Below are 24,384 nucleotides of genomic sequence, written 5' to 3'. Positions count from 1 at the left end.
AAGCATCTCAGGCGGCGGCGAGGGCCGCGGGGCGTTCGCTCGACGTCGGCGCGGGGATGACCACCTTGGTCGACGCGATCACGTCGGCAGGCGTCGGGCGCAGGGCCTCACCCGCGGCCAGCAGCAGGTCGGCGAGTTCGACGTCGAGGGCATCGCAGATCGCCGCGAGCAGTTCGCTCGACGCTTCCTTCTGTCCGCGTTCCACCTCGGAGAGGTAACCCAGGCTCACTCGCGCGTTGGTCGACACTTCACGCAGCGTCCGGCCCTGGTCAGTCCGCGCCTGGCGCAGGGTGTCGCCCAGCGCCTCTCGCAACAGCTGTGCCATCTGTGCTCTCCTGTCTCGTCCTCAAGTCCAACGCACATACGGTCCCCCGGGTTCCCGAACCCTCACACCGACCTGACTCTTCACTCTAGAGTGCCGGGCCGTCGCGACGGCATCGAGGAGTGTCATCGCGTGTCTCTGTCGCGAGGTTAGTCCACGATGCCCGACGTCGCCGGGCACAACGCGCCGCGGTGCACCGAACGAATGATCACGGGGACGACTGATCGGCCGCAGTGCGCCGTAGCGCGATCGCCTGCCAGACGTAGTCGACGCCGGTCACGATGGTCGCCACGACGGCACTGATCATGAAGGTCCACGCCACCCATTCCCACGGGTGCGGCAGCGGGAGCAGGAACAATCCGATCGCGAGCGCCTGCAGCAGGGTCTTCAGCTTCCCGCCACGGCTCGCCGGAATCACCGCGTGCCGCAGCACCCAGAAACGCAGCGCGGTGACACCCAGTTCGCGACCGAGGATGACGATCGTCACCCACCAGGGCAGATCGCCCAGAATCGACAGGCCGATCAGCGCCGCCCCGATGAGGGCCTTGTCGGCGATCGGATCCATCAACTTGCCGAAATCGGTGACCAGGCCACGCTCCCGGGCGATCTGCCCGTCGTAGCGGTCGGTGAGCGCGGCCAGGGCGAACACGCCGGTGGTGATCAGTCGCCACATGGTGTCGTGGCCGCCGTCGACCAGAAGAGTGAACACGAATACCGGTACCAACACGATGCGGAACATGGTCAAGACGTTGGCGATGTTGAGCACCGGTACCACGTCGACCGGGTCGGTGATGTGATCGGGAGGGCCGTCACCTGCGGCCAAGCGCTCGGAGATGCGCTTGTGCTCGCTCATGCGACCGGCCGACACGTCGAAGCGCGCGGCGGCTGCGGTACACAGTCGTGCATAGTCACGTGCCTAGCGTAACGACTACGTGATCGCCCACCGGCAGCGCGTGGGTCGGGCACCGACGACCCGTGTCGTCGGCTTAGGATTCTGCTCATGAGTTCAGCTGATCTGCCCGTGGAGAACGCCCCTGCGTCGAACGACATCGTCGTTCGACGTGCGCGCACCTCCGACGTGCCGCAGATCAAGTCGCTGATCGACGAATACGCGGGCAAGATCCTGCTGGAGAAGAATCTCGTCACCCTCTACGAGGCCGTGCAGGAGTTCTGGGTAGCCACCGTGGCCGAGACCGGCACCGAGCGGGTGGTCGGCTGCGGAGCGCTGCACGTGCTGTGGGCCGACCTCGGCGAAGTCCGCACGGTCGCTGTGGACCCGACTCTCGCGGGGCACGGCATCGGGCATCGTGTCGTGGCGCAGCTGCTCGACGTCGCGCGTGAACTCGAGCTGTCCCGGGTGTTCGTCCTGACCTTCGAGACCGCCTTCTTCGGCCGGCACGGATTCGTCGAGATCGAGGGCACCCCGGTGACCCGCGAGGTCTACGAGGAGATGTGCCGCTCCTACGACACCGGTGTCGCGGAGTTCCTCGACCTGTCCTATGTCAAACCGAACACTCTGGGGAACACCCGGATGTTGGTCACCCTCGCCTAGATGACTTGAGTCTCCGCGGTGGTAGTGCGCCTTTATCCACTCGCACGACGTCGGCTACCGCAGTAGCGCCCCGGTCACCGCATCAGCGCCCTCAACTGACCGGTATCGTGCCTAGCGCGCCGCGGCGACATCACAACGATTAGCCGGGACGATCCACTCGTACCGCCCAGTCCGACCGTCCGGTTCCAACCGTGACCGAAATTCCAGGAGTCATCATGGCCGTGTTCCTCGTCGAGTACACCTACCCACCGGAGAAGCTTCCGCTGCGCGACGAACATCGACCGGCGCACCGCGCCTGGCTGTCCGAGCAGGTCGACGCCGGGCGGATGCTGATCGCCGGCCCGCTCACCGACGGCTCGGGCGGGCTATTCCTGGTCCGCGGCGACGACGCCGACTCGACGCGCGAGTTCGTCGCCGCCGACCCGTTCCAGCAGGTCGGCGGCGTGAGCGCGGTGCGCGTCCAGGAATGGACGCCGGTATTCGGGCCGTTTACCGCGTAACCGGCCCGGCATCCTGGCGTCGTGAAGCGACCAGGCTCGCCACCGTCGTCACGACGAGGGTTCCGACGATCACCGCCAACGAGACCGGGGTGGAGATCTCCGGCACCGCCACGTGCTCGCCGCCGTTGATGAAGCCGAGGGTGTTCTCGTGCAGGGCGTGCAGCACCAGCTTGACGCCGATGAAGCCGAGGATGAACGACAGTCCGTAACTGAGGTAGACCAACCGCTCGAGCAGTCCGCCGAGCAGGAAGAACAGCTGCCGCAGCCCCATCAAGGCGAATGCGTTGGCGGTGAACACGATGTAAGGCTGCGACGTCAGGCCGTAGATCGCCGGGATCGAGTCCAACGCGAACAGGACGTCGGTGAAGGCGATGACGATGAGCACCATGAGCATCGGCGTCGCCATGCGGCGTCCGTCGACGCGGGTGAACAATCGGTCGCTGTCGTAGTCGTCGGTGGTGCGCAGCCTGCGCTTGACGAACCGGACCAGACGCGACTCGCGCTCTTCCTCGTGGTCGACGGGGTCGTCGGACTCGCGGATCAGTTTGATGGCCGTGTACAGCAGGAATGCCCCGAACAGGTAGAACACCCAGCTGTAGGTGCTGATCGCGGCCGCGCCCACGGCGATGAAGGCGCCGCGCAGAGCCAGCGCCATCACGATCCCGAGGAGCAGAATCTTCTGCTGGTACTCCGCGGGCACGGCGAATTTCGCGAAGATGATGACGAAGACAAACAGGTTGTCCACCGACAACGCCTTCTCGGTGATGTAGCCGGCGAAGTATTCGCCACCGAACGACCCGCCCCACTTCCACCAGACGAACGCGCCGAACGCGACGGCGATGCCGATGTAGATCGCCGACCACGTGCCCGACTCACGCAACGTCGGTGCATGGGGCACCCGAACATGAGCGAAGAAATCGAAGACGAACAGGCCCGCGATCACCGCGACGGTGACCGTCCAGACCAGCAGGGATACTTCCACAGCACTACCTCCAGCGCGCAGCACCGTCGCGCTCGGCGACGGTGAATCCATTGCGATGCCAGAGGTCTCTCCCACCCGCGGGCGACTGATGTCGTGCGGGCCGACGTCCCGGGCTCCGATTCTCAGCAGCGTGATGGCACGTGCTCGTTCAGGCCGTAGTGACGGGTTGCCGTGGTCGGGGTACTCCCCTCGTGAATCTCCTAGCAGTATACCGGAGAATTCACTCCCCCGCCGCCGCGTCGCCTCCGCCGGTGATGGACGCGATCACTCCGGCCAGGTCTTCCGGCTTCACCAGGACGTCGCGCGCCTTGGATCCCTCGCTCGGCCCGACGACGCCGCGCGTCTCCATCAGGTCCATCAGGCGTCCCGCCTTGGCGAAGCCGACGCGCAGTTTGCGCTGCAGCATCGACGTCGATCCGAACTGCGACGACACCACCAGTTCGATGGCTTGCAGCAGGTCGTCGAGGTCGTTGCCGATGTCGGAGTCGATGTCCTTCTTGTCGCCGGCCTTGGCCGCGGTGACGCCCTCGGTGTAGTCGGGTTCGCCCTGCTCACGACTGAAGTCGACGACGGCGGCGATCTCCTCGTCGGTGATGAACGCACCCTGCATGCGGATGGGCTTGTTCGCGCCCATCGGCAGGAACAGTCCGTCACCCATGCCGATCAGCTTCTCGGCGCCCGGTTGGTCGAGGATGACTCGCGAGTCGGTCAACGATGACGTCGCGAACGCCAGCCGAGAGGGCACGTTGGTCTTGATCAGGCCGGTCACGACGTCGACGGACGGTCGCTGGGTGGCCAGCACGAGGTGGATGCCCGCGGCACGGGCCTTCTGCGTGATACGCACGATGGCGTCTTCGACGTCGCGCGGTGCGGTCATCATGAGGTCGGCGAGCTCGTCGACGATGGCGAGGATGTAGGGGTAGGGCTTGTACACCCGCTCCGAACCGAGCGGCGTCGTGATCTCGCCGGAGGCCACCTTCGCGTTGAAGTCGTCGATGTGGCGCACACGCGAGGCCTTCATGTCCTGGTAGCGCTGTTCCATCTCCTCAACCAGCCACGCGAGCGCGGCCGCGGCCTTCTTCGGCTGTGTGATGATCGGCGTGATCAGGTGCGGGATGCCTTCATAGGGCGTCAGCTCCACCATCTTGGGGTCGATCAGGATCATTCGGACCTGGTCGGGCGTGGCCCGCTGCAACAACGACACCAGCATCGAGTTGACGAAGCTGGACTTGCCCGAGCCGGTCGAGCCGGCCACCAGCAGGTGCGGCATCTTCGCGAGGTTGGCGGTCACGAAGTCGCCCTCGATGTCCTTACCGAGGCCGATGACCAGCGGGTGGCGGTCCTTGCGGCTCTTCGGTGACGCCAGCACGTCGGCGAGCCGCACCATTTCGCGGTCGGCGTTGGGCACCTCGATGCCGACCGCCGACTTGCCGGGGATCGGGGCCAGCAGGCGGACGTTGTCGGTGGCCGCCGCGTAGGCGATATTGCGCTGCAACGCGGTGATCTTCTCGACCTTCACGCCGGGACCGAGTTCCACCTCGTAGCGCGTGACGGTCGGGCCACGGGTGTAGCCGGTGACCGCGGCGTCGATCTTGAACTGTTCGAGCACGCTGCCGATGCGGTCGATCATCTCGTCGTTGGCGTTGCTGCCGAGTTTGGGCGGGTCACCTTCGATCAGCAACGACGCCGGGGGTAGCAGGTAGCTACCCTCCGAATCGGCCATCGGCCGGGCCAGCGGCGCGTCATCATCGTCATCGTCGTCTACGTCGAGCACCGGAGCGGGTCTCGGCGTCGGCTTGGGAGTCGGCCGGGGCGCGGGCGCAGCCGCTGCCCGTTCTCGGGCCGCTTCGCCCGCGGTCTTGCGCGGTCGGGGCGCGGGAGCCGGTTCGGGATCCGCCTCGACGGGCTCGTCGGCCCATGGGTCGTCGGCGAACAAGTCGTCGGCGTCGTCGAGGATCGGCTCGGTGACCATGTCCGGCGAGACCGGTGTGCGGCGCCGTCCCGGAATGGGTTCGGTGGCCAGGTCGGCGAGTACATCGGCCGCACCCGACGTCGGCGCCGCCTTCCGTGAGCGTCGACGCCGCGCCGGCTGCTCGTCGGGCGGGTAGTTGTCGTAGGGGTCGGCCGACCGTTCGGGCCTCGAGCGACGTGCCGGTGCGGGTGACTCGACCGGATCGACGAAGTCGTCGGTGTCGTCCTCGACGGCGTCGAGCGGCTCGTCGACGCCGTCGGCGTCATCGTCGTCGAACTGACTCGCGTAGTCGTCCTCGTAGTAATGATCGACGAGTCCGAGGTAGCCGGCCACGCCGTCGACCACTTCGCGCACCGTCCGCCCGGAGAGCAGCAGCGCGCCGAACGCCATGCACAGCAAGAAGACCGGCACCGAGATCCATTCGGTGACCGCGTTCGTCAGTGGCGTGCCGACCACGAATCCGACGTACCCGCCCGCGACCGAGCGGGCGTCGAGGCCCTTCGGCGATCCGGCGATCAGGTGAATCAATCCGAGCAGCGGAAGGCCGATCAGCAGTGCGGCGCCGATGTACTGCGGCCGACGCCGTGGATTCGGTGGCCGGCGCATCAGCATGATGCCGACCGCCAGCAACAGAATCGGCACGACAACGGCCACCACGCCGACGATCGCGCGCACCAAGGTGTCGACGAACGCCCCGGCCGGCCCGGCCGCCCCGAACCACACACCGGCGCAGATGACGGCGGCGACGATGATCAGCGCGAGTCCCGCACCGTCTCGACGATGGGAGTGACCACCACCGGCGGGCACCCGTTTCATACCGGAATGCGAGTCGCGGGGGGTGGGCTGGTCGAGGAATTCGTTCTCATCCTCGTCGAACGGGATCTCGTCGAATGCGTAGCGATCGTCGACGCCGCGCCGATTGCCGTGTGTTCCGGTACGGGCCAGTTTGCCGACCCCGCGAGCCAGCAGTGTCCAACTCGCACCGATGCCGCGACCGGCCGACGCAGCGACGGATGGCCTGCGACGATGGAGGTCGGCCGAGGCGGTGTTGACCCGACCCGCGGACGCCGAACGGCCCGTCGAGCCCGAGCGCGACTTCGCGGTGGCTTTGCGGGGGGCGGACTTGGCGGCGCCGGAACGCGACGTGGACGCTTTGCCTGCAGCGGTACCGGCGGTCTTACCGGTCGTCTTGGCACTCGCCTGGCGAGTACCCGACGCCCGGTGGGCGCCGCCCGAGCGGGTGCCGGAAGTGCCGCCGCGGGCACTCGACGCGCGGGTTCCCCCGGCCGACGAGCGCGCGCCAGTACGAGCGGTTGCTTTCGAAGCCATGGCTCACAGCCTAGTCTCTAGGCTTCACTTCAGTCACATGCGCAACACAAGTTACGGGAGGCCGTTAGTCTTTTGTGATGTGTGCGTGCTCAGATCCCGCGCGAGCTATCTTTCAACGCCTCGATCGCCGCGCCGGATCCACTGAATCGGACATCCACCGGAGCCCGTCCGAAGGCGAATAACAGCAGCTCACCGGGCGTGCCGGTAACCGTCACCGGCTCGCCACGGCCGACTGTCGCTAGCACGACCCCTTCCGTTGTGGCGAGCGTCACCGCGGCCGGAACATTGGTCATCGCCAGCATCACCGCACTGCGGACCGCCCCCCTGAGCGCGTCCTGCAAGCCGTCGTCGAGCACTCGCGGAGTCCACGGTCCATTGGGGTCGGCGCCGCCGCGTAGCACGTCCTCGTGATGGACGAACATCTCCGACAGATTCAACCAGCGGTCCAGGGGCTTCATCGGGGAGAACCACGGCGGACCGTCGGCCAGTCGCATGACCAGCCCGGTCCACGATCCCGCCGCCGTGCGCGCACGCACGTTCTCGGTATACCCGGCGAAGAAGGGAATCGTGATTCCCGGTGCGGCGTCGAGACGCGATTCCCGCACGACGACGTGCGCCGCGAGATCCCGCGTGGTCCACCCTTCACACATGGTCGGGGCGTCCGGCCCGACGTCGAGCAACGTCGCGGCGAAGGCAGCGCGCTCGGCGCGGGCGTGGGTCATCGGTTCAGTTGTCCCCTACTGCGAGTACGGTCGGCACGATCATCGGCTTACGCTGGTACTCCTTGGCGACCCAGCGGCCCACCGTCCGGCGGATGGTCTGCGCGATCCGGTGGATCTCGGTGACGCCCTCCGACGCCAGGTTCTCCAGCGCCCGATCAACCAGGTCGGCCGCATCCTTGAGCGCGGTCGGGTCGTCGGAGAAGCCGCGCCCGGACACCTCCGGCGCACTCACCGCGCGTCCCGTCGTCGCATCGACGGCGACGGTGATCGCGATGAACCCGCCCTCGCCGAGGACGAGGCGATCCGACAGCGTCGTCTCCCCGACGTCGCCGACCGACAGTCCGTCGACGTACACGTGCCCCACGGGGACTCGCCCGACGACGGACGCCCGACCGTCGACGAGGTCGACCACCACGCCGTCTTCGGCCAGCACCACCCGATCCGGTGCGACACCCGTCGCAACTGCCAGCGCGGCGTTCGCCCGCAGGTGGCGCCATTCGCCGTGGACCGGCATCACATTGCTCGGCCGGACCGCGTTGTACAGATAGAGCAGCTCGCCCGCCGACGCGTGACCGGAGACGTGCACCTTCGCGCTCTGCTGCGTGATGACGGTGGCACCGCGTTTGGCCAGTCCGTTGACCACCGCGAACACCGAGTTCTCGTTGCCCGGGATCAACGACGACGCCAGCACGACGAGGTCGTCGGCGCGGATGTTGATCTGCCGATGCTCACCGCGCGCCATCCGCGACAGCGCCGACAGCGGCTCTCCCTGCGAGCCGGTGGAGATCAGCACGACGCGATGGTCGGGCAGGGTCGCGGCGGTATCGAGGTCGACGACGACGCCGTCGGGCACCCGCAGATAGCCGAGATCCTGCGCGATCTGCATATTGCGGACCATCGACCGGCCGACGAAGGTGACGCGGCGGTTGTGATTCTGTGCGACGTCGATGATCTGCTGGATGCGATGCACGTGGCTCGCGAACGACGCGACGATCACCCGGTGCTTGGCCTTGCCGATCACCGTGTCGAGGACCCCGCCGATCTCCCGCTCCGGCGTGACGAAACCCGGCACTTCGGCGTTGGTGGAGTCCACGAGGAACAGGTCGACACCGTCGTCGCCGAGCCGGCTGAATCCGGCGAGGTCGGTGAGGCGTCCGTCGAGCGGCAGCTGATCGAGTTTGATGTCGCCGGTATGCAGCACCACTCCCGCGGGGGTGCGGATCGCGACGGCGATGGCGTCGGGAATCGAGTGGTTGACGGCGAAGTACTCGCACTCGAACGGTCCGTGGCGAGTCTTCTGGCCTTCGGTGACTTCGATCAGGTTGGGGCGCAACCGGTGTTCTTTGCACTTGGCCGCGACCAGGGCCAGGGTGAACCGGGCACCGATGACCGGGATGTCGCTGCGTTGACGCAGCAGGAACGGCACCGCACCGATGTGGTCCTCGTGCCCGTGGGTCAGGATGATCGCCTCGACGTCATCCATCCGGTCCTCGATGTAGCGGAAGTCGGGCAGGATCAGGTCGACGCCGGGCTGCTGGTCCTCGGGGAACAGCACACCGCAGTCGACGATCAGCAACTTGCCGTTGTATTCGAAGACCGTCATGTTGCGGCCGATCTCGCCGATGCCGCCGAGCGCGACGATGCGCAGTCCGCCACGCTTCAATTTGGGTGGCAGGCCGAGCCGATCGGTGGCCTCACTCGCCGCAGCGCGCGGCGCCTGCGGCGGATTGCCCTGTGTGGCAACGGGTTTGGGCGCCGACTTACGGCCGCCCCGACGGTCGGAGCGCTTGGCCTTCTTCGGCTCGTCGGCCTTGGCGGCCGGCTCTGCGGCAACCTCGACGGGCGCGACGACCGACTCTGCGGCAACCTCGTCGACGGGCGGTGTGACCTGACGCTCCGCGGGTGGTCCCGCCTGCCGGGTCGCGCTGCGCCGCCGCCGGGGGCGTTCGGGCGCGGTCATGACAGCAACCTCGCGGCGCGCAGGTCGCCGATCAGCTCTTCGATCTGCGCCCCGTCGGCGGGAACCTGCGGCAAGCGCGGGTCGCCGACGTCGAGTCCGAGGATCCGCAACGCGGTCTTGACCATCGTCACGCCGCCGAGGCGGCCCATCGCGTCCACCAGCGGCTTCATCGAGGCGGTCAGCTCCCGGGCGGTGGCCAGATCGCCCTTCTCGACCGCAATCTGCATGTCCCGCAGGCGATCTGGCACCAAGTGGCCGATCACACTGACGTATCCGGACGCGCCGATAGCCAGCCACGGCAGGTTGAGCGCGTCCTCGCCGGACAGGAACTCCAGGTCGGTGGTGGCGATGAGGTCTGCCGCCGCGTGCAGGTCGCCCTTGGCGTCCTTCACACCTTTGATGTTGGGATGCTCGGCGAGGGCGCGGATGGTCTCGGTGGCGATCGGCACCACCGAACGTCCGGGAATGTCGTAGAGCAGCACCGGCAGGTCGGTAGCGTCGGCGACGGTCCGGAAATGCGCGAGCAGACCCGACTGCGGGGGCTTGCTGTAGTACGGCGTGACGACCAGCAGGCCGTCGGCGCCCGCGGCAGCGGCATTGCGCGCGAATTCGGCGCTTTCCAGGGTGTCGTAGGTTCCGACGCCCGCGGTGATCTTCGCGCGGCCACCCACGGCGTCGATCACCACGCGCAGCACTTCGAGCTTTTCTTCGGGCTGGGTGGTCGGCGACTCGCCGGTGGTACCGGAGATGATGAGGCCGTCGCAGCCCTTGGTGACCAGATGGTCGGCGAGTTCGGCGGCCTTGTCGAGGTCTAGCGAACCGTCGGCCGCGAAGGGGGTCACCATCGCGACACCGATAGTCCCAAACGGATGCGCTCTCACCGGCGCCTCACCTGCAGTCATAGTGCATAAGGCTACCTGGCGCCAAGTGCGGTTCCCACCGGGGCACACCGGGTTTCACGGGCGGGGTGGGACGCGTCACGCCGACCCTCATCCCTCCAGGACGAACGGCGACGTCGCCACTTGCGTGCCGTCGGACAATTCGCCGATCTCGAAGTCGCCGAACACCGTCGGCGCCACCGCAAGTAGTTCTCGCAGGCATGCGATGGCCAGCTGCCGGATCTCGACGTCGGCGTGCTCGGTGGCCCGCATACCGACGAAATGCCGCCACGCTCGGTAGTTTCCGGTCACGACGATCTTGGTCTCGGTCGCGTTAGGCAGCACCGAACGCGCGGCCTGGCGTGCCTGTTTGCGTCGCAGGATGGCGTTGGGAACGTCGGCGAACTTGGCCTCCAGGGCGTCGAGCAGTTCGACGTAAGCGTCGCGGCTGGCATCGGTCGCCTTGGCGAACAGTTCCTCCAGATGTGCGTCTCCCCGAATCGCGGGAGGTGGCACGACATTCGAATCATGTTCTGGCACAAAGCGTTGCGACAGCTGCGAGTAGGAGAAGTGTCGATGCCGAATCAGTTCGTGCGTACACGACCGGGAGATCCCGGTGATGTAGAAGGTGGCGTTCGCGTGTTCCAGCAGTGACAGGTGGCCCACTTCCAGGATGTGCCGCAGGTACCCGGCGTTGGTCGCCGTGCGCGGATTCGGCTTGTCCCAGCTCTGATAACAGGCCCGGCCGGCGAATTCGACGAGCGCCTCACCGCCGTCGGCGTCGGTCTCCCAGTCGACATCCTCCGGCGTGCGAAACGACGTCGCCGCGACCAGCTCGACGTTGCACGGCACTGACCTCGACACGGGTGGACACTTCCTCTCGGGGCATCGATCTCGGGGGCATCGATCTCGGGGGCATCGATGGAGTTTCGGGCGGACGGGAGGCAATGTTAACCCGCTGGGCGGACGGTAAGGGTGGCGCACCGTCGAGGCAGGTTGTAACAATCGACGAGTGAAATCATCGTCGCTCCGAAAGACCCTGACCGCTGCCACTGTCGTCGCTGCGCTGCTCGGCGCCCCCGCCCTCGTCGCGGTACCGGCCGCGGCGGCACCGAAGTCGACGATCGTCGCCCCGACCCGGCTGATCAAGCTCGACGGCACGCAGAACACCCGCACCTTCGACGGCATCACCACGCGAGACGGCAAGTCGATCAGTTCGCTGGTGATCCGCAGCGACAACCTGTCCAAGCTGACCGCCGCGGACAAAGCCACGCTCGCCAAGCGTCGGGTGGCCACGATCATCGATCTGCGCACCGCCGCCGAGCGCGCACTACAGCCCGACCACGTCGTCCCGGGTGCCACCCTGCACTACGACGACGTCCTCGGCGCCACCCCGCCGACCACGCTCATCGACCTGACCAGCGCCTACCGTGCGTTCGTCACCGACGCACAGGCACGCGCTCAGTTCGCGACCGCGTTGCGCACCATCACCACGACCGTGGCGGCGGGCGATTCGGTGATCTTCCACTGCACCGCGGGCAAGGACCGCACCGGCTGGGCCGCCGCACTGATTCTGACGATCGCCGGCGTCGACCGCGCCACCGTCGACAGCGATTACCTGGCAAGCAACATCTATCGGCACGCCACGCCGAATGATCCGCTCAACGGCGTCAATCTGAACCTGCTCAACACGTCGTTCTCGACCGCGAACCGCGTCTACGGCAGCTTCGACAACTACGTCCGCAAGGGTCTGGGCCTGACGCCTGCCGAGGTGACCGCGCTCCGCAACGCCGTACGAGTCCCGCTGCGGGTGTACTGAGCTGCCGCACCTCGCCCCCCGAGTGCAGCAGGGTTCTCGGAGGCGACCACCCGCCCCCCCGAGAGCAGCAGAATTCCCGGAGGCGACCACCCGCCCCCGAGAGCAGCAGAATTCTCGAAGGCGACCACCCACTCGCTCCCCGAGTGCCGAAGCGAGGAACGAGCTTCGGTGTAACGAGGGGTCGGCGAGACGAAGAAACCAACCCGGCCCAAATCCCTTGAATCCACGCGACTTTCAGAAGCTCACTGCCGTACCTACGTCGACGACTTCGGCCGGCGGACGTCTCGATACACCGAAGCTCGTTTACTTCGACTCGTTCCTCGCTCAGCACGGCGCCTCGCTTCGGCACTCGACGAGCGGAGGGCACCGTGGTTTCGACACAGGCCGCGCTTGCGCTCAACCATGGCTCAACCAGCGGAGGGCACCGTGGTTTGGACACGGGCCTGCGCTTGCGCTCCGGCCCGGCTCAACCAGCGGAGGGGCCTGCGCTTGCGCTCCGGCTCAACCAACGGAGGGGACCCGCTGTCACCCGACGATCGCGCTCAGCCTCGCGTAGGTGTCGGCGAAACCGTGCACGTGCACCGAGTCGACGCCCATGTCCTGTACGGGGCGGTCGTTGCCGCCCTCGTCGAGGCGGTCGCCGAAGAAGAGGATCTCCTCGGTGGCCACGCCGAGGATCTCCATCAGCCGTCGCGTGCCGTACGCCTTGTCGATGCCCTTGCGGGTGATGTCGACCGACGTCGAGCCACCGCTGCGCACCTCCAACTCGGGCAGCCGTTGCGCGGCATAGGCCCGCAACGATTCCTTCTTCGCTCCGTCGGGGTCCCAGGCGGATTTGGCGTCGACGGGGGCCAACTGGCCGAGGGCGCTGAAGGTGATCTGGCTGCCGCGGTCCTCCAGGATCGGGCCCCAGGGCTCGGATTCCCAGAGTCCGAGTTCGCGCGCACCGGCCTCGACGACGTCCATCGCGTGCCGCTTCTCGTCGTCGGTGAGCGACTCGGCGTAGACGGTCTCCCACTCGGTCCCCGACCAACGCACGTACTGGGTGCCGTTCGTCGGCATCAGGTGCAGGTTGCCCATACCGTCGAAGTCACCGAGCCGTCCGATCACCTGGGTCTGGAACTGGGTGTAGTTGCCACCGGAGATGATGCACGCGCGGGTGGTGGCGAGGAGTCGGCGCAGCAGGTCGGCCATGTCGTCGCCGAGGGGACTCTTCGACGGCGCGAGGGTGTCGTCGAGGTCGAACATCACCAGCGAGTACGTCTTATCGTTGGCCGTTACCGCCATAGTCTGCGCGTTCCTAACACTCTTCTCAACGACAGCACATCTGTCATTTGTCGACGTCTACCTTGTCATTTTCGCGCGACACACGCGAACCCGCGGTGAAGATGACCAGCGCCACCCAGATCAGCCCGAAGCCGACCCACCGGACCGGAGTCATCGACTCACCCAGCACGAACAACCCGATCAGCATCTGCATGGTTGGGGTGAGGTATTGCAGAATTCCGAGGATCGACAACGGAATCCGTTGTGCCGCAACCCCGAAGAGCAGCAATGGCACCGCGGTGAGCGGTCCGGCGACAGCCAGCAGCACCGCATAGCCGATGCCGAACTGCGTAAACGTCGACGCCCCGTGCACCGTCAGAACGATCAGGTAGCCGAGCGCGAACGGCGCCGCGACGACGCCCTCGGCGGTCAGCGAGGTCCGCGGGTCCAGTGGCACGATCTTCTTCAGGACGCCGTACAGGCCGAACGAGAAGGCCAGCACGAGCGCGATCACCGGCGGGTGGCCGTAGTCGACGGTGATGACCACCACCGCGGCCGCGGCGACGATCAGCGCTACGACTTGAAGCGGGCGCAGGCGCTCACCGAAGAGGATCACTCCGAACACGACACTGACCAGCGGATTGATGAAATAGCCGAGGGCACATTCGACGACCTGTCCCGAATTGACGGCGTAGATGTAGGTGCCCCAGTTGAGGCAGATCAAGGCCGTCGCGGAGGCGACGATGAGCCATGATCGCGGTGAGATCACCAGCAGCGACCTCACCCTGCGGGTCACCACCAGCACGACGAACATCGCGACGAACGTCCACACCACGCGGTGCGCCAGCACTTCCACCGCACCGGACCGATCGAGCAGGGTGAAGAACAGCGGAAAGCAGCCCCAGACCACATACGCACCGATCCCGGCGGCCAGGCCACCGGGATCGGAACGATGATTCGAGTAATCGTCGACGCTCACGGAACTCAGTGTGCGGCATCGGGATACCGCGCCGACGAGCAGGTGTCAGGCGTCCTGCGCGGCACCGACCGCCCGCTGCCGGTACCAGTTGGTGAACATCACCGGCACCACGAAACCGGCGACCTGGGCGGCGATGTCCAGGGAATCGTCGAGGCCGAGGAGGTAGACGACGGTGACGACGGCGCACGTCACGGTGAATGCCAGCGCCCATGCCGCGGTGATCACGACGTTGACCCGCTTGAACCGAGGTGAATTCCAATACTCCTGCGGCACTTCACGTTTCGCAATGCCCTCGGTGAAGGGCATACGCAGTGCCAGCGACAGCCAGGAGGTCAATGCGAGCCAGCCGAAGGCCAGGCAGCTGTCGTAGTCCTCGACGCCGCTGTGCGGCGCGATGAATGCGACCGCGGTGAGCACGGCGAAGAACACGGCGGCACTGATCTCGAGGATCTGAGCGTCGACCTTCATCCCCGACCGACGGTCGATGAGGATCAGCACGACGCTGAGAACGAAGGCACTCAGCGCCCCCCACCGCCAGTCGGCGAAGCCCGCGACCACACCGTAGGCGATCCAGGGGATGAAGCCGCGCAAATAGGTCAATAGTCCTCCAAATAACATTCCATAACTGACCTGTCGAATGTAGAAGCTCGTTGCACGACCTGTCAATAGTGGAATATGGTCGACACATGACGTTGCGACATGCGCTACTCGGACTTCTCGATGACGAACCGGCGAGCGGCTACGACTTGATGAAGGTCTTCAATTCGTCGATGGCCAACGTCTGGCCCGCAACCCAGAGTCAGGTGTACACCGAGCTGAACAAGATGTCCGACGCCGAGTTGATCACGGTATCCGCCGAGGGAGCGCGCGGCCGCAAGGACTACGCGATCACCGACGCCGGGCGCGCCGAGCTACGCGACTGGATGCGCACGCCGCCCAAACCCAAGGCGATTCGCAGCGACCTGCTGCTGCGCGTGTTCTTTCTCGACGTCGTCTCCCCCGCCGATGCCCGCTCGGTGTTCACCGCGCACCGCGACTCCGCGATCGCCCAACGCAAGCAGCTCGACGAGATCGTCGGTCAGATCGCCTCCAACGTCGACCCGATCTCGACCAACGGCAGGATCGCCCTGGAATTCGGGCTGCGCAAGGCCGACATGGAAATCGGTTGGGCGCAATGGGCTTTGGAGCGCCTCGACTCATGAGCCGACGCCCCCCGCGATCGGCGACGACGCTGAGCATGCTCGACGAGTTGATCGTCGATTGCCGGGCCTGCCCGCGCCTGGTCGGCTGGCGCGAGCACGTCGCCACCGTCAAGCGTGCGTCGTTTCGCGACGAAACCTATTGGGGCCGACCGGTTCCCGGCTTCGGGCCGGCCGACGCGACGATCCTCGTCGTCGGGCTCGCTCCCGCGGCCAACGGCGCCAACCGCACCGGCCGCATGTTCACCGGCGACCGCAGCGGAGACTTTCTGTTCGCGGCGCTGCACGACGTCGGCCTGGCCAGCCAACCGACCGCGACTGCGATCGACGACGGCCTGGTGCTGCACGACGTCCGCCTCACCGCACCGGTGCGCTGCGCGCCGCCGGACAACAAGCCGACGCCGACCGAACGTCGGACCTGCGCGCCGTTTCTCGCCCGTGAGATCGAATTGCTCAGCGCCACACTGAAAGTCGCCGTCGTGCTGGGAGCGTTCGGCTGGCAGGCACTGATGACCGTGCTCGCCGACGCCGGTTGGGAGCTGCCTTCGCCCCGCCCGAAGTTCACGCACGGCGCCGACGTCGAGCTGACCCACCCGGACGGCCGACGGCTGCATCTGTTGGGGTGTTATCACGTGAGCCAGCACAACACCTTTACCGGGCGGCTCACCCGGGAGATGCTGGGAGATGTTCTGCGGCAGGCGAACACGATCGCCCGAGCGGAGGAGGCACCGATGACCGACCACGCGGCGGTCCGCGTCCGGCGGATCTACGACGACCCCGATCCCGACGACGGCGCGCGAATCCTCGTCGACCGGCTGTGGCCGCGCGGGATGAGCAAAGACCGCGCTCACCTCGACGAGTGGTGCAAGGCCGTCGCACCGTCGACCGAGCTGCGCAAATGGTACGGCCACGACCCGGCGAAGTTCCCCGAGTTCGCCGCCAGATACCGCGCCGAACTCACCGTCCCCGAGCGTGCCGACGCGCTCGCTGACCTGCGCCGTCGCGCCGCGCAGGGGCCGCTCACGCTGCTCACCGCGGCCAAGCGCGACGACATCAGCGAAGCGACCGTGCTGGCGCACGTCCTGCGTTGCTCGGGAACCGGTCACGAAACCTGATGGTGCACATGCACAATTGACGGGTGCCACCGATCACTACCGTCACCGATGCCGAGCTCGCCGCCGAACTGAGCGAGATCGCGGACCTCATGAACGTGCGGCTCGGGTCCCTGTCGCGGACGGTGGCCGAGACCATCGCGCGCGACGTCGACTTCTACGCCTCGACCGACGTGGTGCCGATCGAGCGGATCACCGAGACCGTACGACACAATTTCGAGTTCGTGATCAGCGGCATGCGCGGCGACGAGGCCTTCGACACCACGCCGGCCCGGATCACCGGGACCGACCGCGCGTCCCGCGGCGTGCCGCTGACCGCGCTGATGCACGCCTACCGCATCGGATTTCAGATGGTGTGGCGCGAATTCATGGCCGTCGCGCAGGACAACGAGCACTTCTCCCGACGTGCCGTCCTCGCGGCGACCGAACGGATGTGGCTCGGCCAGGATGCGTTCATCGTCGCGATGGCGTCGGCGCATCGCGAGCAGACCACCAGCAAGATTCTCGACGACGCCGCCGAGCGGGCCGCGCTGACCGAACACCTGCTCGAGGGGCGGGTGACGTCGCAGACATCGCTGTGGGAGATCGCCGCGCATCTGCGCATCCCGACGCGCGGGCCGTACCTGGCGATCGCGGCCACCGCGCCGACCGTCGGCAAGCAGCCGCTGCCCGGCGTCGACGCCAAGATGCGGGCACTCGACCTGTATTCGGCGTGGCGGCTACTGCCCGATCAGCAGATCGGCATCGTGCACGCACCGTCGGCGGCGTCGCGCGCTTCGGTGCTGGAACTGCTGTCACGCATCGCGGTCGGACGGGTCGGGGTGAGCGCACCCTTCGCCGAACTCGCCGACACCGCCAAGGCGCTGCGGTATGCGCGGGTCGCCGTCAACGGCCCGGGGTCGGGCGTCACCCAGTTCGACGATTCGGTGCTCGGCATCGCGGCGGTGTCGACGCCGGAGGTGAGCCTCGACGTCGCCAACACGGTGCTGAGCAAGCTCTACGCGTTGCCCGACGACGACCGCGAGCCGCTCTTCGACACCTTCCGGACCTGGGTCGACGCGGGGGGAAACATCAACACCACCGCCGAACGGATGTTCGTCCATCGCAACACCGTGCGACACCGATTGCGGCGGATCGAAGAACTCAGCGGGCGGTCCACCACCGCGCCCCGCGAACTCGCCGAACTGTGCCTCGCGTTCGAGGTAGACGCGCATTTTCCGGCGTCTGCGGGTGACCTATCGCACACGGATCCGCCCACATAGAACCCACGTTGTGCATGTGCACACTCGGGTGCGGCAAACGTTAGGCAGCGCACCATCGCGGGAAAGGGGTGTCGGGGCGCACGCTTAAGAGGTAGAAAAAGTTCGACCTCGAAGAGCCTCGAAGAGCGGAGCACCCATGACCAACCTCGCTGAAAACCTCGTCGCAGCCGCCGCCGCGCGCCCGGCACACGCCGCGCTCAAATGCGGACCGACCACCTACTCCTATGCCGCTTTCGACGACGCCGCCGCTCGCGTCGCCACCCTGCTGGCCGACAACGGAATCGAGCCCGGCGACCGGATCGGCCTGATGCTGCCGAACGTGCCCGAGTTCGCGATCCTGTTCTACGGCATCCTGCGCGCCGGTGCCGTCGCCGTACCGATGAACCCGCTGCTCAAGTCGCGGGAGATCGAGTTCTACCTGTCCAACACCTCTGCCAAGATCCTCTTCGCGGTACCGACCTTCGCCGAGGAGGCGAACGCCGGAGCACAGGCGGCCGGCGCCCGCTGCATCATCGCCGACGACGCCCTGGTCGCAGCGATCGCGGGGTCGACGCCCCAGGCCGCGCCGGTGGCACGCGACGGCCTCGACACCGCGGTCATCCTGCACACCTCCGGGACCACCGGCAAGCCCAAGGGCGCCGAACTGACCCATGTCGGTCTCGGCCGCAACGCCGAGGTCAGCGTGCGCACCCTGTTCAGCGCACAGCCCGACGACGTGATCATGGGTTGCCTGCCGTTGTTCCACGTCTTCGGCTTGACGTGTGGACTCAACTCCGCGGTGTACTCCCAGTCGACGCTCACCCTGATTCCGCGCTTCGACCCGCGCGTCGTGCTCGACACGATCGCCGCCGACAAGGTCACCATCTTCGAGGGCGTCCCGACGATGTACTCGGCACTCATCGCGGCTCGCACCGACACCGACGACACCAGCACGCTGCGACTGTGCGCCTCCGGCGGCGCCGCGCTGCCCGCGCAGGTGATCACCGACTTCGAAGCCGCGTTCGACGCCGCGATCCTGGAGGGATACGGATTGTCGGAGACCTCTCCGGTCGCCTGCTTCAACCACCCGGACAAAGAACGCAAGGCCGGCAGCATCGGCACCCCGATCGAAGGCGTCGAGATGCGCGTCGTCACCGTCGACGGCACCGAAGCCGACGTCGACGCTCCCGGTGAGATCCAGATCCGCGGCCACAACGTGATGAAGGGCTACTGGAATCTGCCCGAGGCGACCGCGAAGTCCATCGACGCCGACGGCTGGTTCTCGACCGGCGACGTCGGCACCAAGGATGCCGACGGCTACTACCGCATCGTCGACCGCACCAAGGACATGATCATCCGCGGCGGCTTCAACATCTACCCGCGTGAGGTGGAAGAGGTGCTCTACGAGCATCCCGCCGTCGCCGCGGCCGCGGTGGTCGGCATTCCGCATTCCTCACTCGGCGAGGAGGTCGGTGCCGCGGTCCAGCTCAAGCCGGGCGCCTCGGTCACCGAAGAGGAACTGCGCGACTACACCAAGGAACGCGTCGCCGCCTACAAGTACCCGCGGCAGATCTGGTTCCTCGACGCCCTGCCGACCGGCCCGACCGGGAAGATCCAGAAACGCGACATCGTCATCCCCACCAACTGAACCACCGCTGCCGACTGAGCCGCTGTTACTCCAAGGAATCCCGATATGACTATCGCTCACAACAACGCCGCCGCGGGCGAGATCGCCGCGCCGCTGGACCTGCTACTCGTCAACTCCACCAAATCGTTCGCCAACCGGATGGCCCCCAACGCCGCGTGGGCGCGCTTCGGAATGGAACTGGCGAAGCAGCCGATCACCGTCGCCGAGAAGGGCGCGGGCCTGGCCAAGGAGCTGGGCACCATCGCCGTCGGCCGCTCCAACCGTCAACCGGCCCGCCACGACAAGCGTTTCGCCGATCCCGCGTGGGCCGGCAACGCCGTTCTGCACCGCATCGAGCAGGCCTACCTCGCGGCGTCGGACACCGTCGAACAGCTTTACGCCGCAACCGATTTGGATTGGCGCGACGCCGAGAAGGTGCGCTTCGCACTGGACAACTTCATCGAAGGTCTGTCGCCCACCAACAACATCATCCTCAACCCGCTCGGCTGGAAGGCGCTGATCGACACCGGTGGCCTGTCCGCGGTCCGCGGCTTCAAGGCCTTCGTGCGCGACATGGCCTCGAAGCCTCGAGTGCCCGCAATGGTCGAGCCGGACGCGTTCACCGTCGGAGAGACCGTCGCGACCACCAAGGGCGCCGTGGTGCTGCGCACCCGGATGTTCGAGCTCATCCAGTACGCACCGCAGACCAAGCAGGTCCGCGAGGTGCCGCTGCTGCTGGTCCCGCCGGTGATCAACAAGTACTACATCATGGACATCGCGCCCAAGCGCTCGATGATCGAGTACTACGTCCAGAACGGCCAGCAGGTGTTCGCCATCTCGTGGCGCAATCCCAAAGCACGCCACCGTGATTGGGGATTCGACGCGTACGGCAAGGCGATCATCGAAGCGATCGAGGCGACGCAGTCGATCACCGGATCGCACACCACCAATGTGTCGGCCACCTGCTCCGGCGGCATCCTTGCCGCGATGACGCTGGCACACCTGGAGGCCACCGGCCAGGGTGACAAGGTCAACTCGTTGACCCTCGGGGTGACCGTTCTCGACCAGAACCAGGCCGGTTTCGCTTCGGCGCTGGCCAGTGAGCGCGCCGCGCACGCCGCGATCCGGCAGTCGTCGAACAAGGGATACCTCGACGGCCGGGCGATGGCGGAGATGTTCGCGTGGCTGCGGCCCACCGACCTGGTGTGGCGCTACTGGGTGAACAACTACATCCAGGGCCGTTCGCCCGCCGCGTTCGACGTCCTGTTCTGGAACGCCGACACCACGCGGATGACCGCTGAGCTGCACAAAGACATGGTGATGATGGGATTGGGCAATGACCTGGTCACCGCGGGCAAGGCCACCATGCTGGGCACCCCTGTCGACCTCGGTGCGATCGAACGCGACTCGTATGTCGTCGGCGGCATCGCCGATCACATCTGCCCGTGGCAGGCGACCTACCGCAGTGCCGCCCTGCTCGGCTCGAAGAACAGCCGCTACGTGCTGTCGACGAGCGGCCATATCGCCTCACTGGTGAATCCGCCCGGGAACCCGAAGGCCTCGTTCCGCACCGGGCCGGCCGACTCCGACGTCACCCCCGAAGAGTGGTTGCAGACCGCCGAGAAGCACTCGGACTCGTGGTGGCCGGATCACATCTCATGGCTCAACGAGCGTGGCGGCGCCGAAGTGGACGCACCGAGCGCGCTCGGTACAGCGGGCTTCGAGCCGCTCGCCCCGGCACCGGGAACGTATGTGCTCGAATCGTAAGACCGCTTCTCCCCCAACGCTTCTCATTTCTGAAAGGAGTACGCATGGCTACCCAGATCGCCAACCCAGCCTCCATTGTGGACTATGTCGGGAAGGTGCTCGGCACCTCCGAGTGGATCGAGATCACCCAGGACCGCGTCAATCAATTCGCCGACGCCACCGGTGATCACCAGTGGATTCACATCGACGTGGAACGGGCCGCGGCCGGACCGTTCGGCGGCACCATCGCCCATGGCTACCTCACCCTGTCGCTCGCTCCGCTGCTGCTCGCCGAGACGGTGCAGATCGACAATGTGGCCGCGGCATTGAACTACGGCCTCAACAAGGTGCGCTTCCCGGCGCCGGTCCCGGTCGGCAAGAAGATCCGCGGCGTCGTCGAACTCGCCGCTGCTCAACAGAAGCCGGCCGGCGTGGAGGCCGTCTTCAAGATCACCTACGAGCTCGACGGATCCGATCGGCCGGCGTGCATCGCCGAATGGGTGGTGTTGTACCGATGAGCACCGTCGATGAGAAGGCGGCCGCGCCGCAGGACAGCCAGGACACCTACATCGCGACCGGTTGGCAGCGCATCCGCGTACGGTATCGCCCCGGCGTCGGGGTGCCGCTGGTGATGTGCAACGGAATCGGCGCGAGTCTGGAAGTGCTCGACCCGCTGGTCGAGAACCTCGACCCGGAGCGCCCGGTGGTCCGCTTCGACGTGCCGGGGACCGGTGAGTCGCCGACGTCGCCGCTGCCCTACGGATTCCCTTATCTCGCTTGGGTTCTCGGCCGCGTGCTCGACCACCTCGACATCGGGGTCGTCGACGTGCTGGGTCTGTCATGGGGCGGCGCACTGGCGCAGCAGTTCGCATTCCAGAACCCGCGGCGATGCCGCCGGCTGATTCTGGTGGCGACCGGGACCGGTGCCGTCATGGTGCCCGGCAATCCGCGGGTGCTGTCGAAGATGGTGACCCCCAGGCGGTTTCGCGATCCGTCGTACGGAGCGTCGATCGCCGCGCAATTGTACGGCGGGGTGGTGCGCGAACACGGTCAGGACGTCGCCGAACTGCTGATCCGGCAATTGCACGCCGGGTCGAAGAAGGGCTATCTACACCAGTTGATGGCCGGGTCGATCTGGACGTCGATCTTCGCGTTGCCCGCCATCCGGCAGCGCACCCTGATCATCGCGGGCACCGACGACCCGATCGTCCCGATGATCAACGCACGCATCATGAATGGGCTCATCCCCCGGGCCACCCTGCATTCACATCCGGGCGGCCACATCGAACTGATTCTGGCAGCCGACGTATTCGGTCCCGTCATCGACGACTACCTCGGTCCGCCGCGGGTGGCCCGCAAGCCATGGCGCCGGGGATCCGACGTCCAACTCACTCCCGGAGGCTGACATGCCCGCCACCCCACCCGACTACGCCGCCGACTTCTACGATTTCGACGCGCTGCTCGGCGACGACGACCGCGCGGTGATCGGCCGCGTCCGCGACTACCTCGCAACCGATGTGCAGCCGCTGTTGCTGGAGTACTGGTCGAAGGCGCAGTTCCCGAGCGAGATCCTGCCCGGCTACGCCGAGCTGGGCGTCGCCGGCAGCCCGTATGCGGGGTACGGATGTGCCGGGCGCAGTTACCTGTTCGACGGAATGCTGGCCATGGAACTGGCGCGGGTCGACTCGTCGGTCGCGACCTTCCACGGCGTCCACAGCGGACTGTCGATGGGCTCGATCTACTTATGCGGGTCGGACGAGCAGAAGCAGAAGTATCTGCCGAAGATGGCACGCGCCGAGTTGATCGGTTCGTTCGGGCTGACCGAGCCCGACGTCGGGTCGGGTGCGGCGGGCGGTCTGACCACGACCGCGCGCCGCGACAGCGACACGTGGATCCTCAACGGGCGCAAGAAGTGGATCGGCAACGCCCCGATCGGTGACCTGACCATCATCTGGGCCCGCGACGAGGCGGACGGGCAGGTCAAGGGGTTCATCGTCGACAACCATGCGCCGGGCTTCGCGGTGGAGAAGCAGGAGCACAAGTTCGCGCTGCGGATCGTGCAGAACGGGCTGATCACGCTGACCGACGTCCGCGTCGACGAGGCCGACCGGCTGCAGAACGCGAACTCGTTCGCCGCGACGGCCGACGTGTTGCGGATGACGCGTGCCGGCGTGGCGTGGATGGCGGTCGGTTGTGCTCGCGGCGCATACGAGAACGCCCTGGCGTATTCGCTGGAGCGCGAACAGTTCGGCCGTCCGATCGCCGGATTCCAGCTCGTGCAGGACCTACTCGTCCGGATGCTGGGCAACATCACGGCGTCGTGGGGACTGGTGACACGGCTGTCGCAGCTGCAAGATGCCGGCCAGGCGGCCGACCGTCACTCGTCGCTGGCGAAGGCGTTCTGCACGGTCCGGATGCGCGAGACGGTCGGCTGGGCACGAGAGCTGATGGGCGGCAATGGAATCCTGTTGGAACACAACGTCGGACGGTTCGTCGCCGACGCCGAGGCGATCTACTCGTACGAGGGAACGCGGGAGATGAACACGCTGATCGTGGGCAAGTCGATCACCGGGCACAGCGCGTTCGTGTAGGGCAGTCCCCTACGCCGACCACTTCGGATCCCGCCCCGACATCGCCACCAACCGGTCGATCGCCGGCGCGTCGTTCGCGACGTCGACGGCGGGTGCGAAGGTCTTGCCCTCTCCCTGGTAGTCGGGGGTCAGCATCGTCGGCGCGAACCGCAGCGACTCGTTCACGCCGGATTCGGCTGGGCGCCAATCCATTCCGGCGGCACGAGCGAGATCCCAGCCATGCACCTGATATTCCCAGAGGATCATCGACAGAGACATCCCGCCGGGCATCTCGGCGTCGCCGATGCGCACCGGATGCTCGGCGGCCGCGGGAAGTACCTGCGCGAGCCGAGCCCGCAAGTCGCATACCTGGTCGGACCCGTCGCCGACGACGACTACCGCCTCGGCGTCGCCGCATTGATGGTCGTCGGCGCTGAATCCCTCGGTGAAGGCCGACATCCAGCCGACCACGTGCTGGCGCAGCGTCGCGAAGTCGAAGTCGGTGCAGGGCGTAACGGCCCCGGCGGGTGTGTGGGCGGCGGCGGCCAGGAGGTCGCCGAGGTCGGCGAGCACAGCGTCGAGTTCTTCGTGTGTTTCCATGACCTCAA

The 24,384-nt window shown here is 66.8% G+C and carries 23 protein-coding genes and 1 pseudogene; 12 read left to right on the top strand and 12 right to left on the bottom strand.

What is annotated here, in order from left to right:
* Positions 1-7: 7 nt before the first annotated feature.
* Complete coding sequence (locus HH308_RS01560; protein ID WP_170192380.1) at positions 8-325, bottom strand: helix-turn-helix domain-containing protein; 318 nt, start codon at positions 323-325, stop codon at positions 8-10.
* Positions 326-530: 205 nt separating this feature from the next.
* Positions 531-1,175 (bottom strand): CDP-diacylglycerol--glycerol-3-phosphate 3-phosphatidyltransferase, encoded by a 645-nt coding sequence (pgsA, locus tag HH308_RS01555; RefSeq protein ID WP_170192379.1) that lies wholly within the window; start codon positions 1,173-1,175, stop codon positions 531-533.
* A gap of 147 nt (positions 1,176-1,322) precedes the next feature.
* Between pgsA and HH308_RS01550 the strand changes: the two genes are divergently transcribed.
* Positions 1,323-1,874: an amino-acid N-acetyltransferase gene (locus HH308_RS01550; RefSeq protein ID WP_170192378.1), complete on the top strand. Its 552-nt coding sequence runs from the start codon at positions 1,323-1,325 to the stop codon at positions 1,872-1,874.
* Between the two features lie 191 nt (positions 1,875-2,065).
* Entirely contained in the window at positions 2,066-2,374 is a 309-nt protein-coding gene (locus HH308_RS01545; protein ID WP_376767144.1) for a YciI family protein, read from the top strand.
* On the opposite strand, the gene HH308_RS01540 is transcribed toward HH308_RS01545, so the two are convergent.
* The 6 genes from HH308_RS01540 to thyX form a co-directional block, all read right to left on the bottom strand.
* Entirely contained in the window at positions 2,364-3,356 is a 993-nt protein-coding gene (locus HH308_RS01540; protein ID WP_170192377.1) for a TerC family protein, read from the bottom strand. The two genes, HH308_RS01545 and HH308_RS01540, sit on opposite strands and share 11 nt — an antisense overlap.
* A 220-nt stretch (positions 3,357-3,576) precedes the next feature.
* Positions 3,577-6,657: a DNA translocase FtsK 4TM domain-containing protein gene (locus HH308_RS01535; RefSeq protein ID WP_170192376.1), complete on the bottom strand. Its 3,081-nt coding sequence runs from the start codon at positions 6,655-6,657 to the stop codon at positions 3,577-3,579.
* Between the two features lie 89 nt (positions 6,658-6,746).
* Positions 6,747-7,379, bottom strand: a complete 633-nt coding sequence (locus HH308_RS01530; protein WP_170192375.1) for a TIGR03085 family metal-binding protein — start codon at positions 7,377-7,379, stop codon at positions 6,747-6,749.
* 4 nt (positions 7,380-7,383) lie between these two features.
* Positions 7,384-9,339 (bottom strand): ribonuclease J, encoded by a 1,956-nt coding sequence (locus tag HH308_RS01525; RefSeq protein WP_170192374.1) that lies wholly within the window; start codon positions 9,337-9,339, stop codon positions 7,384-7,386.
* Complete coding sequence (gene dapA / locus HH308_RS01520) at positions 9,336-10,241, bottom strand: 4-hydroxy-tetrahydrodipicolinate synthase (RefSeq protein WP_170192373.1); 906 nt, start codon at positions 10,239-10,241, stop codon at positions 9,336-9,338. The genes HH308_RS01525 and dapA overlap by 4 nt, the downstream gene beginning before the upstream one ends.
* Positions 10,242-10,328: 87 nt before the next feature.
* Positions 10,329-11,081, bottom strand: coding sequence for an FAD-dependent thymidylate synthase (thyX, locus tag HH308_RS01515; protein ID WP_170192372.1), 753 nt, complete (start codon positions 11,079-11,081; stop codon positions 10,329-10,331).
* Positions 11,082-11,229: 148 nt separating this feature from the next.
* Here thyX and HH308_RS01510 point away from each other — a divergent pair, with 148 nt between their 5' ends.
* Positions 11,230-12,036 carry a tyrosine-protein phosphatase gene (locus HH308_RS01510; RefSeq protein ID WP_170192371.1) on the top strand — a complete coding sequence of 269 codons (807 nt, stop codon included), beginning with the start codon at positions 11,230-11,232 and terminating at the stop codon, positions 12,034-12,036.
* 525 nt (positions 12,037-12,561) lie between these two features.
* Here the strand turns inward: HH308_RS01510 and HH308_RS01505 are convergent.
* The 3 genes from HH308_RS01505 to HH308_RS01495 are packed head-to-tail and all read right to left on the bottom strand — an operon-like array spanning position 12,562 to position 14,881.
* Positions 12,562-13,323, bottom strand: coding sequence for an HAD-IIB family hydrolase (locus HH308_RS01505; protein ID WP_170192370.1), 762 nt, complete (start codon positions 13,321-13,323; stop codon positions 12,562-12,564).
* Between the two features lie 43 nt (positions 13,324-13,366).
* Positions 13,367-14,281 (bottom strand): EamA family transporter RarD, encoded by a 915-nt coding sequence (gene rarD / locus HH308_RS01500; protein ID WP_170192369.1) that lies wholly within the window; start codon positions 14,279-14,281, stop codon positions 13,367-13,369.
* A gap of 45 nt (positions 14,282-14,326) precedes the next feature.
* The gene (locus HH308_RS01495) at positions 14,327-14,881 is read right to left on the bottom strand and encodes a hypothetical protein (protein ID WP_170192368.1); all 555 of its coding nucleotides are present in this window, start codon (positions 14,879-14,881) and stop codon (positions 14,327-14,329) included.
* 86 nt (positions 14,882-14,967) lie between these two features.
* Here HH308_RS01495 and HH308_RS01490 point away from each other — a divergent pair, with 86 nt between their 5' ends.
* The 9 genes and pseudogenes from HH308_RS01490 (at position 14,968) to HH308_RS01455 (ending at position 23,797) form a co-directional block, all read left to right on the top strand.
* Positions 14,968-15,483, top strand: coding sequence for a PadR family transcriptional regulator (locus HH308_RS01490; protein ID WP_170192367.1), 516 nt, complete (start codon positions 14,968-14,970; stop codon positions 15,481-15,483).
* A pseudogene (locus tag HH308_RS29665) lies at positions 15,480-16,193 on the top strand (uracil-DNA glycosylase); the annotation flags it as partial. The gene HH308_RS01490 and the pseudogene HH308_RS29665, both read left to right, overlap by 4 nt.
* A gap of 18 nt (positions 16,194-16,211) precedes the next feature.
* Positions 16,212-16,595 (top strand): DUF488 domain-containing protein, encoded by a 384-nt coding sequence (locus HH308_RS29660; protein WP_246284119.1) that lies wholly within the window; start codon positions 16,212-16,214, stop codon positions 16,593-16,595.
* Between the two features lie 23 nt (positions 16,596-16,618).
* Positions 16,619-17,854 (top strand): PucR family transcriptional regulator, encoded by a 1,236-nt coding sequence (locus tag HH308_RS01480; RefSeq protein WP_312870260.1) that lies wholly within the window; start codon positions 16,619-16,621, stop codon positions 17,852-17,854.
* A 136-nt stretch (positions 17,855-17,990) separates the two neighbouring features.
* The gene (locus tag HH308_RS01475) at positions 17,991-19,481 is read left to right on the top strand and encodes a long-chain-fatty-acid--CoA ligase (RefSeq protein WP_170192365.1); all 1,491 of its coding nucleotides are present in this window, start codon (positions 17,991-17,993) and stop codon (positions 19,479-19,481) included.
* A gap of 45 nt (positions 19,482-19,526) precedes the next feature.
* The gene (locus HH308_RS01470; protein ID WP_170192364.1) at positions 19,527-21,227 is read left to right on the top strand and encodes a PHA/PHB synthase family protein; all 1,701 of its coding nucleotides are present in this window, start codon (positions 19,527-19,529) and stop codon (positions 21,225-21,227) included.
* A 44-nt stretch (positions 21,228-21,271) separates the two neighbouring features.
* On the top strand, positions 21,272-21,724 hold the full coding sequence (locus tag HH308_RS01465; protein WP_170192363.1) for a MaoC family dehydratase: 453 nt from the start codon (positions 21,272-21,274) through the stop codon (positions 21,722-21,724).
* Positions 21,721-22,611 carry a poly(3-hydroxyalkanoate) depolymerase gene (gene phaZ, locus HH308_RS01460; protein WP_170192362.1) on the top strand — a complete coding sequence of 297 codons (891 nt, stop codon included), beginning with the start codon at positions 21,721-21,723 and terminating at the stop codon, positions 22,609-22,611. Before HH308_RS01465 ends, phaZ begins: the two co-directional genes overlap by 4 nt.
* 1 nt (position 22,612) lies before the next feature.
* Positions 22,613-23,797, top strand: a complete 1,185-nt coding sequence (locus tag HH308_RS01455; RefSeq protein ID WP_170192361.1) for an acyl-CoA dehydrogenase family protein — start codon at positions 22,613-22,615, stop codon at positions 23,795-23,797.
* Positions 23,798-23,806: 9 nt separating this feature from the next.
* Here HH308_RS01455 and HH308_RS01450 read toward each other — a convergent pair whose 3' ends face one another.
* Positions 23,807-24,376 carry a TIGR03086 family metal-binding protein gene (locus HH308_RS01450; RefSeq protein ID WP_170192360.1) on the bottom strand — a complete coding sequence of 190 codons (570 nt, stop codon included), beginning with the start codon at positions 24,374-24,376 and terminating at the stop codon, positions 23,807-23,809.
* Positions 24,377-24,384: the final 8 nt, after the last annotated feature.

Source organism: Gordonia asplenii (assembly GCF_012933505.1).
Lineage (GTDB): Bacteria > Actinomycetota > Actinomycetes > Mycobacteriales > Mycobacteriaceae > Gordonia > Gordonia asplenii.
This window is presented reverse-complemented; position numbering and strand designations above follow the sequence as displayed.

Bases quoted from the DNA above. Each gene is read 5' to 3' on its own strand.
- HH308_RS01530 (WP_170192375.1), bottom strand. From the start codon at position 7,379: ATGACCCACGCCCGCGCCGAGCGCGCTGCCTTCGCCGCGACGTTGCTC.
- HH308_RS01535 (WP_170192376.1), bottom strand. From the start codon at position 6,657: ATGGCTTCGAAAGCAACCGCTCGTACTGGCGCGCGCTCGTCGGCCGGG.
- HH308_RS01475 (WP_170192365.1), top strand. From the start codon at position 17,991: ATGACCAACCTCGCTGAAAACCTCGTCGCAGCCGCCGCCGCGCGCCCG.
- HH308_RS01465 (WP_170192363.1), top strand. From the start codon at position 21,272: ATGGCTACCCAGATCGCCAACCCAGCCTCCATTGTGGACTATGTCGGG.
- HH308_RS01470 (WP_170192364.1), top strand. From the start codon at position 19,527: ATGACTATCGCTCACAACAACGCCGCCGCGGGCGAGATCGCCGCGCCG.
- HH308_RS29660 (WP_246284119.1), top strand. From the start codon at position 16,212: ATGACCGACCACGCGGCGGTCCGCGTCCGGCGGATCTACGACGACCCC.
- HH308_RS01525 (WP_170192374.1), bottom strand. From the start codon at position 9,339: ATGACCGCGCCCGAACGCCCCCGGCGGCGGCGCAGCGCGACCCGGCAG.
- HH308_RS01505 (WP_170192370.1), bottom strand. From the start codon at position 13,323: ATGGCGGTAACGGCCAACGATAAGACGTACTCGCTGGTGATGTTCGAC.
- pgsA (WP_170192379.1), bottom strand. From the start codon at position 1,175: ATGAGCGAGCACAAGCGCATCTCCGAGCGCTTGGCCGCAGGTGACGGC.
- HH308_RS01450 (WP_170192360.1), bottom strand. From the start codon at position 24,376: ATGGAAACACACGAAGAACTCGACGCTGTGCTCGCCGACCTCGGCGAC.
- HH308_RS01455 (WP_170192361.1), top strand. From the start codon at position 22,613: ATGCCCGCCACCCCACCCGACTACGCCGCCGACTTCTACGATTTCGAC.
- phaZ (WP_170192362.1), top strand. From the start codon at position 21,721: ATGAGCACCGTCGATGAGAAGGCGGCCGCGCCGCAGGACAGCCAGGAC.
- HH308_RS01490 (WP_170192367.1), top strand. From the start codon at position 14,968: ATGACGTTGCGACATGCGCTACTCGGACTTCTCGATGACGAACCGGCG.
- dapA (WP_170192373.1), bottom strand. From the start codon at position 10,241: ATGACTGCAGGTGAGGCGCCGGTGAGAGCGCATCCGTTTGGGACTATC.
- HH308_RS01560 (WP_170192380.1), bottom strand. From the start codon at position 325: ATGGCACAGCTGTTGCGAGAGGCGCTGGGCGACACCCTGCGCCAGGCG.
- HH308_RS01550 (WP_170192378.1), top strand. From the start codon at position 1,323: ATGAGTTCAGCTGATCTGCCCGTGGAGAACGCCCCTGCGTCGAACGAC.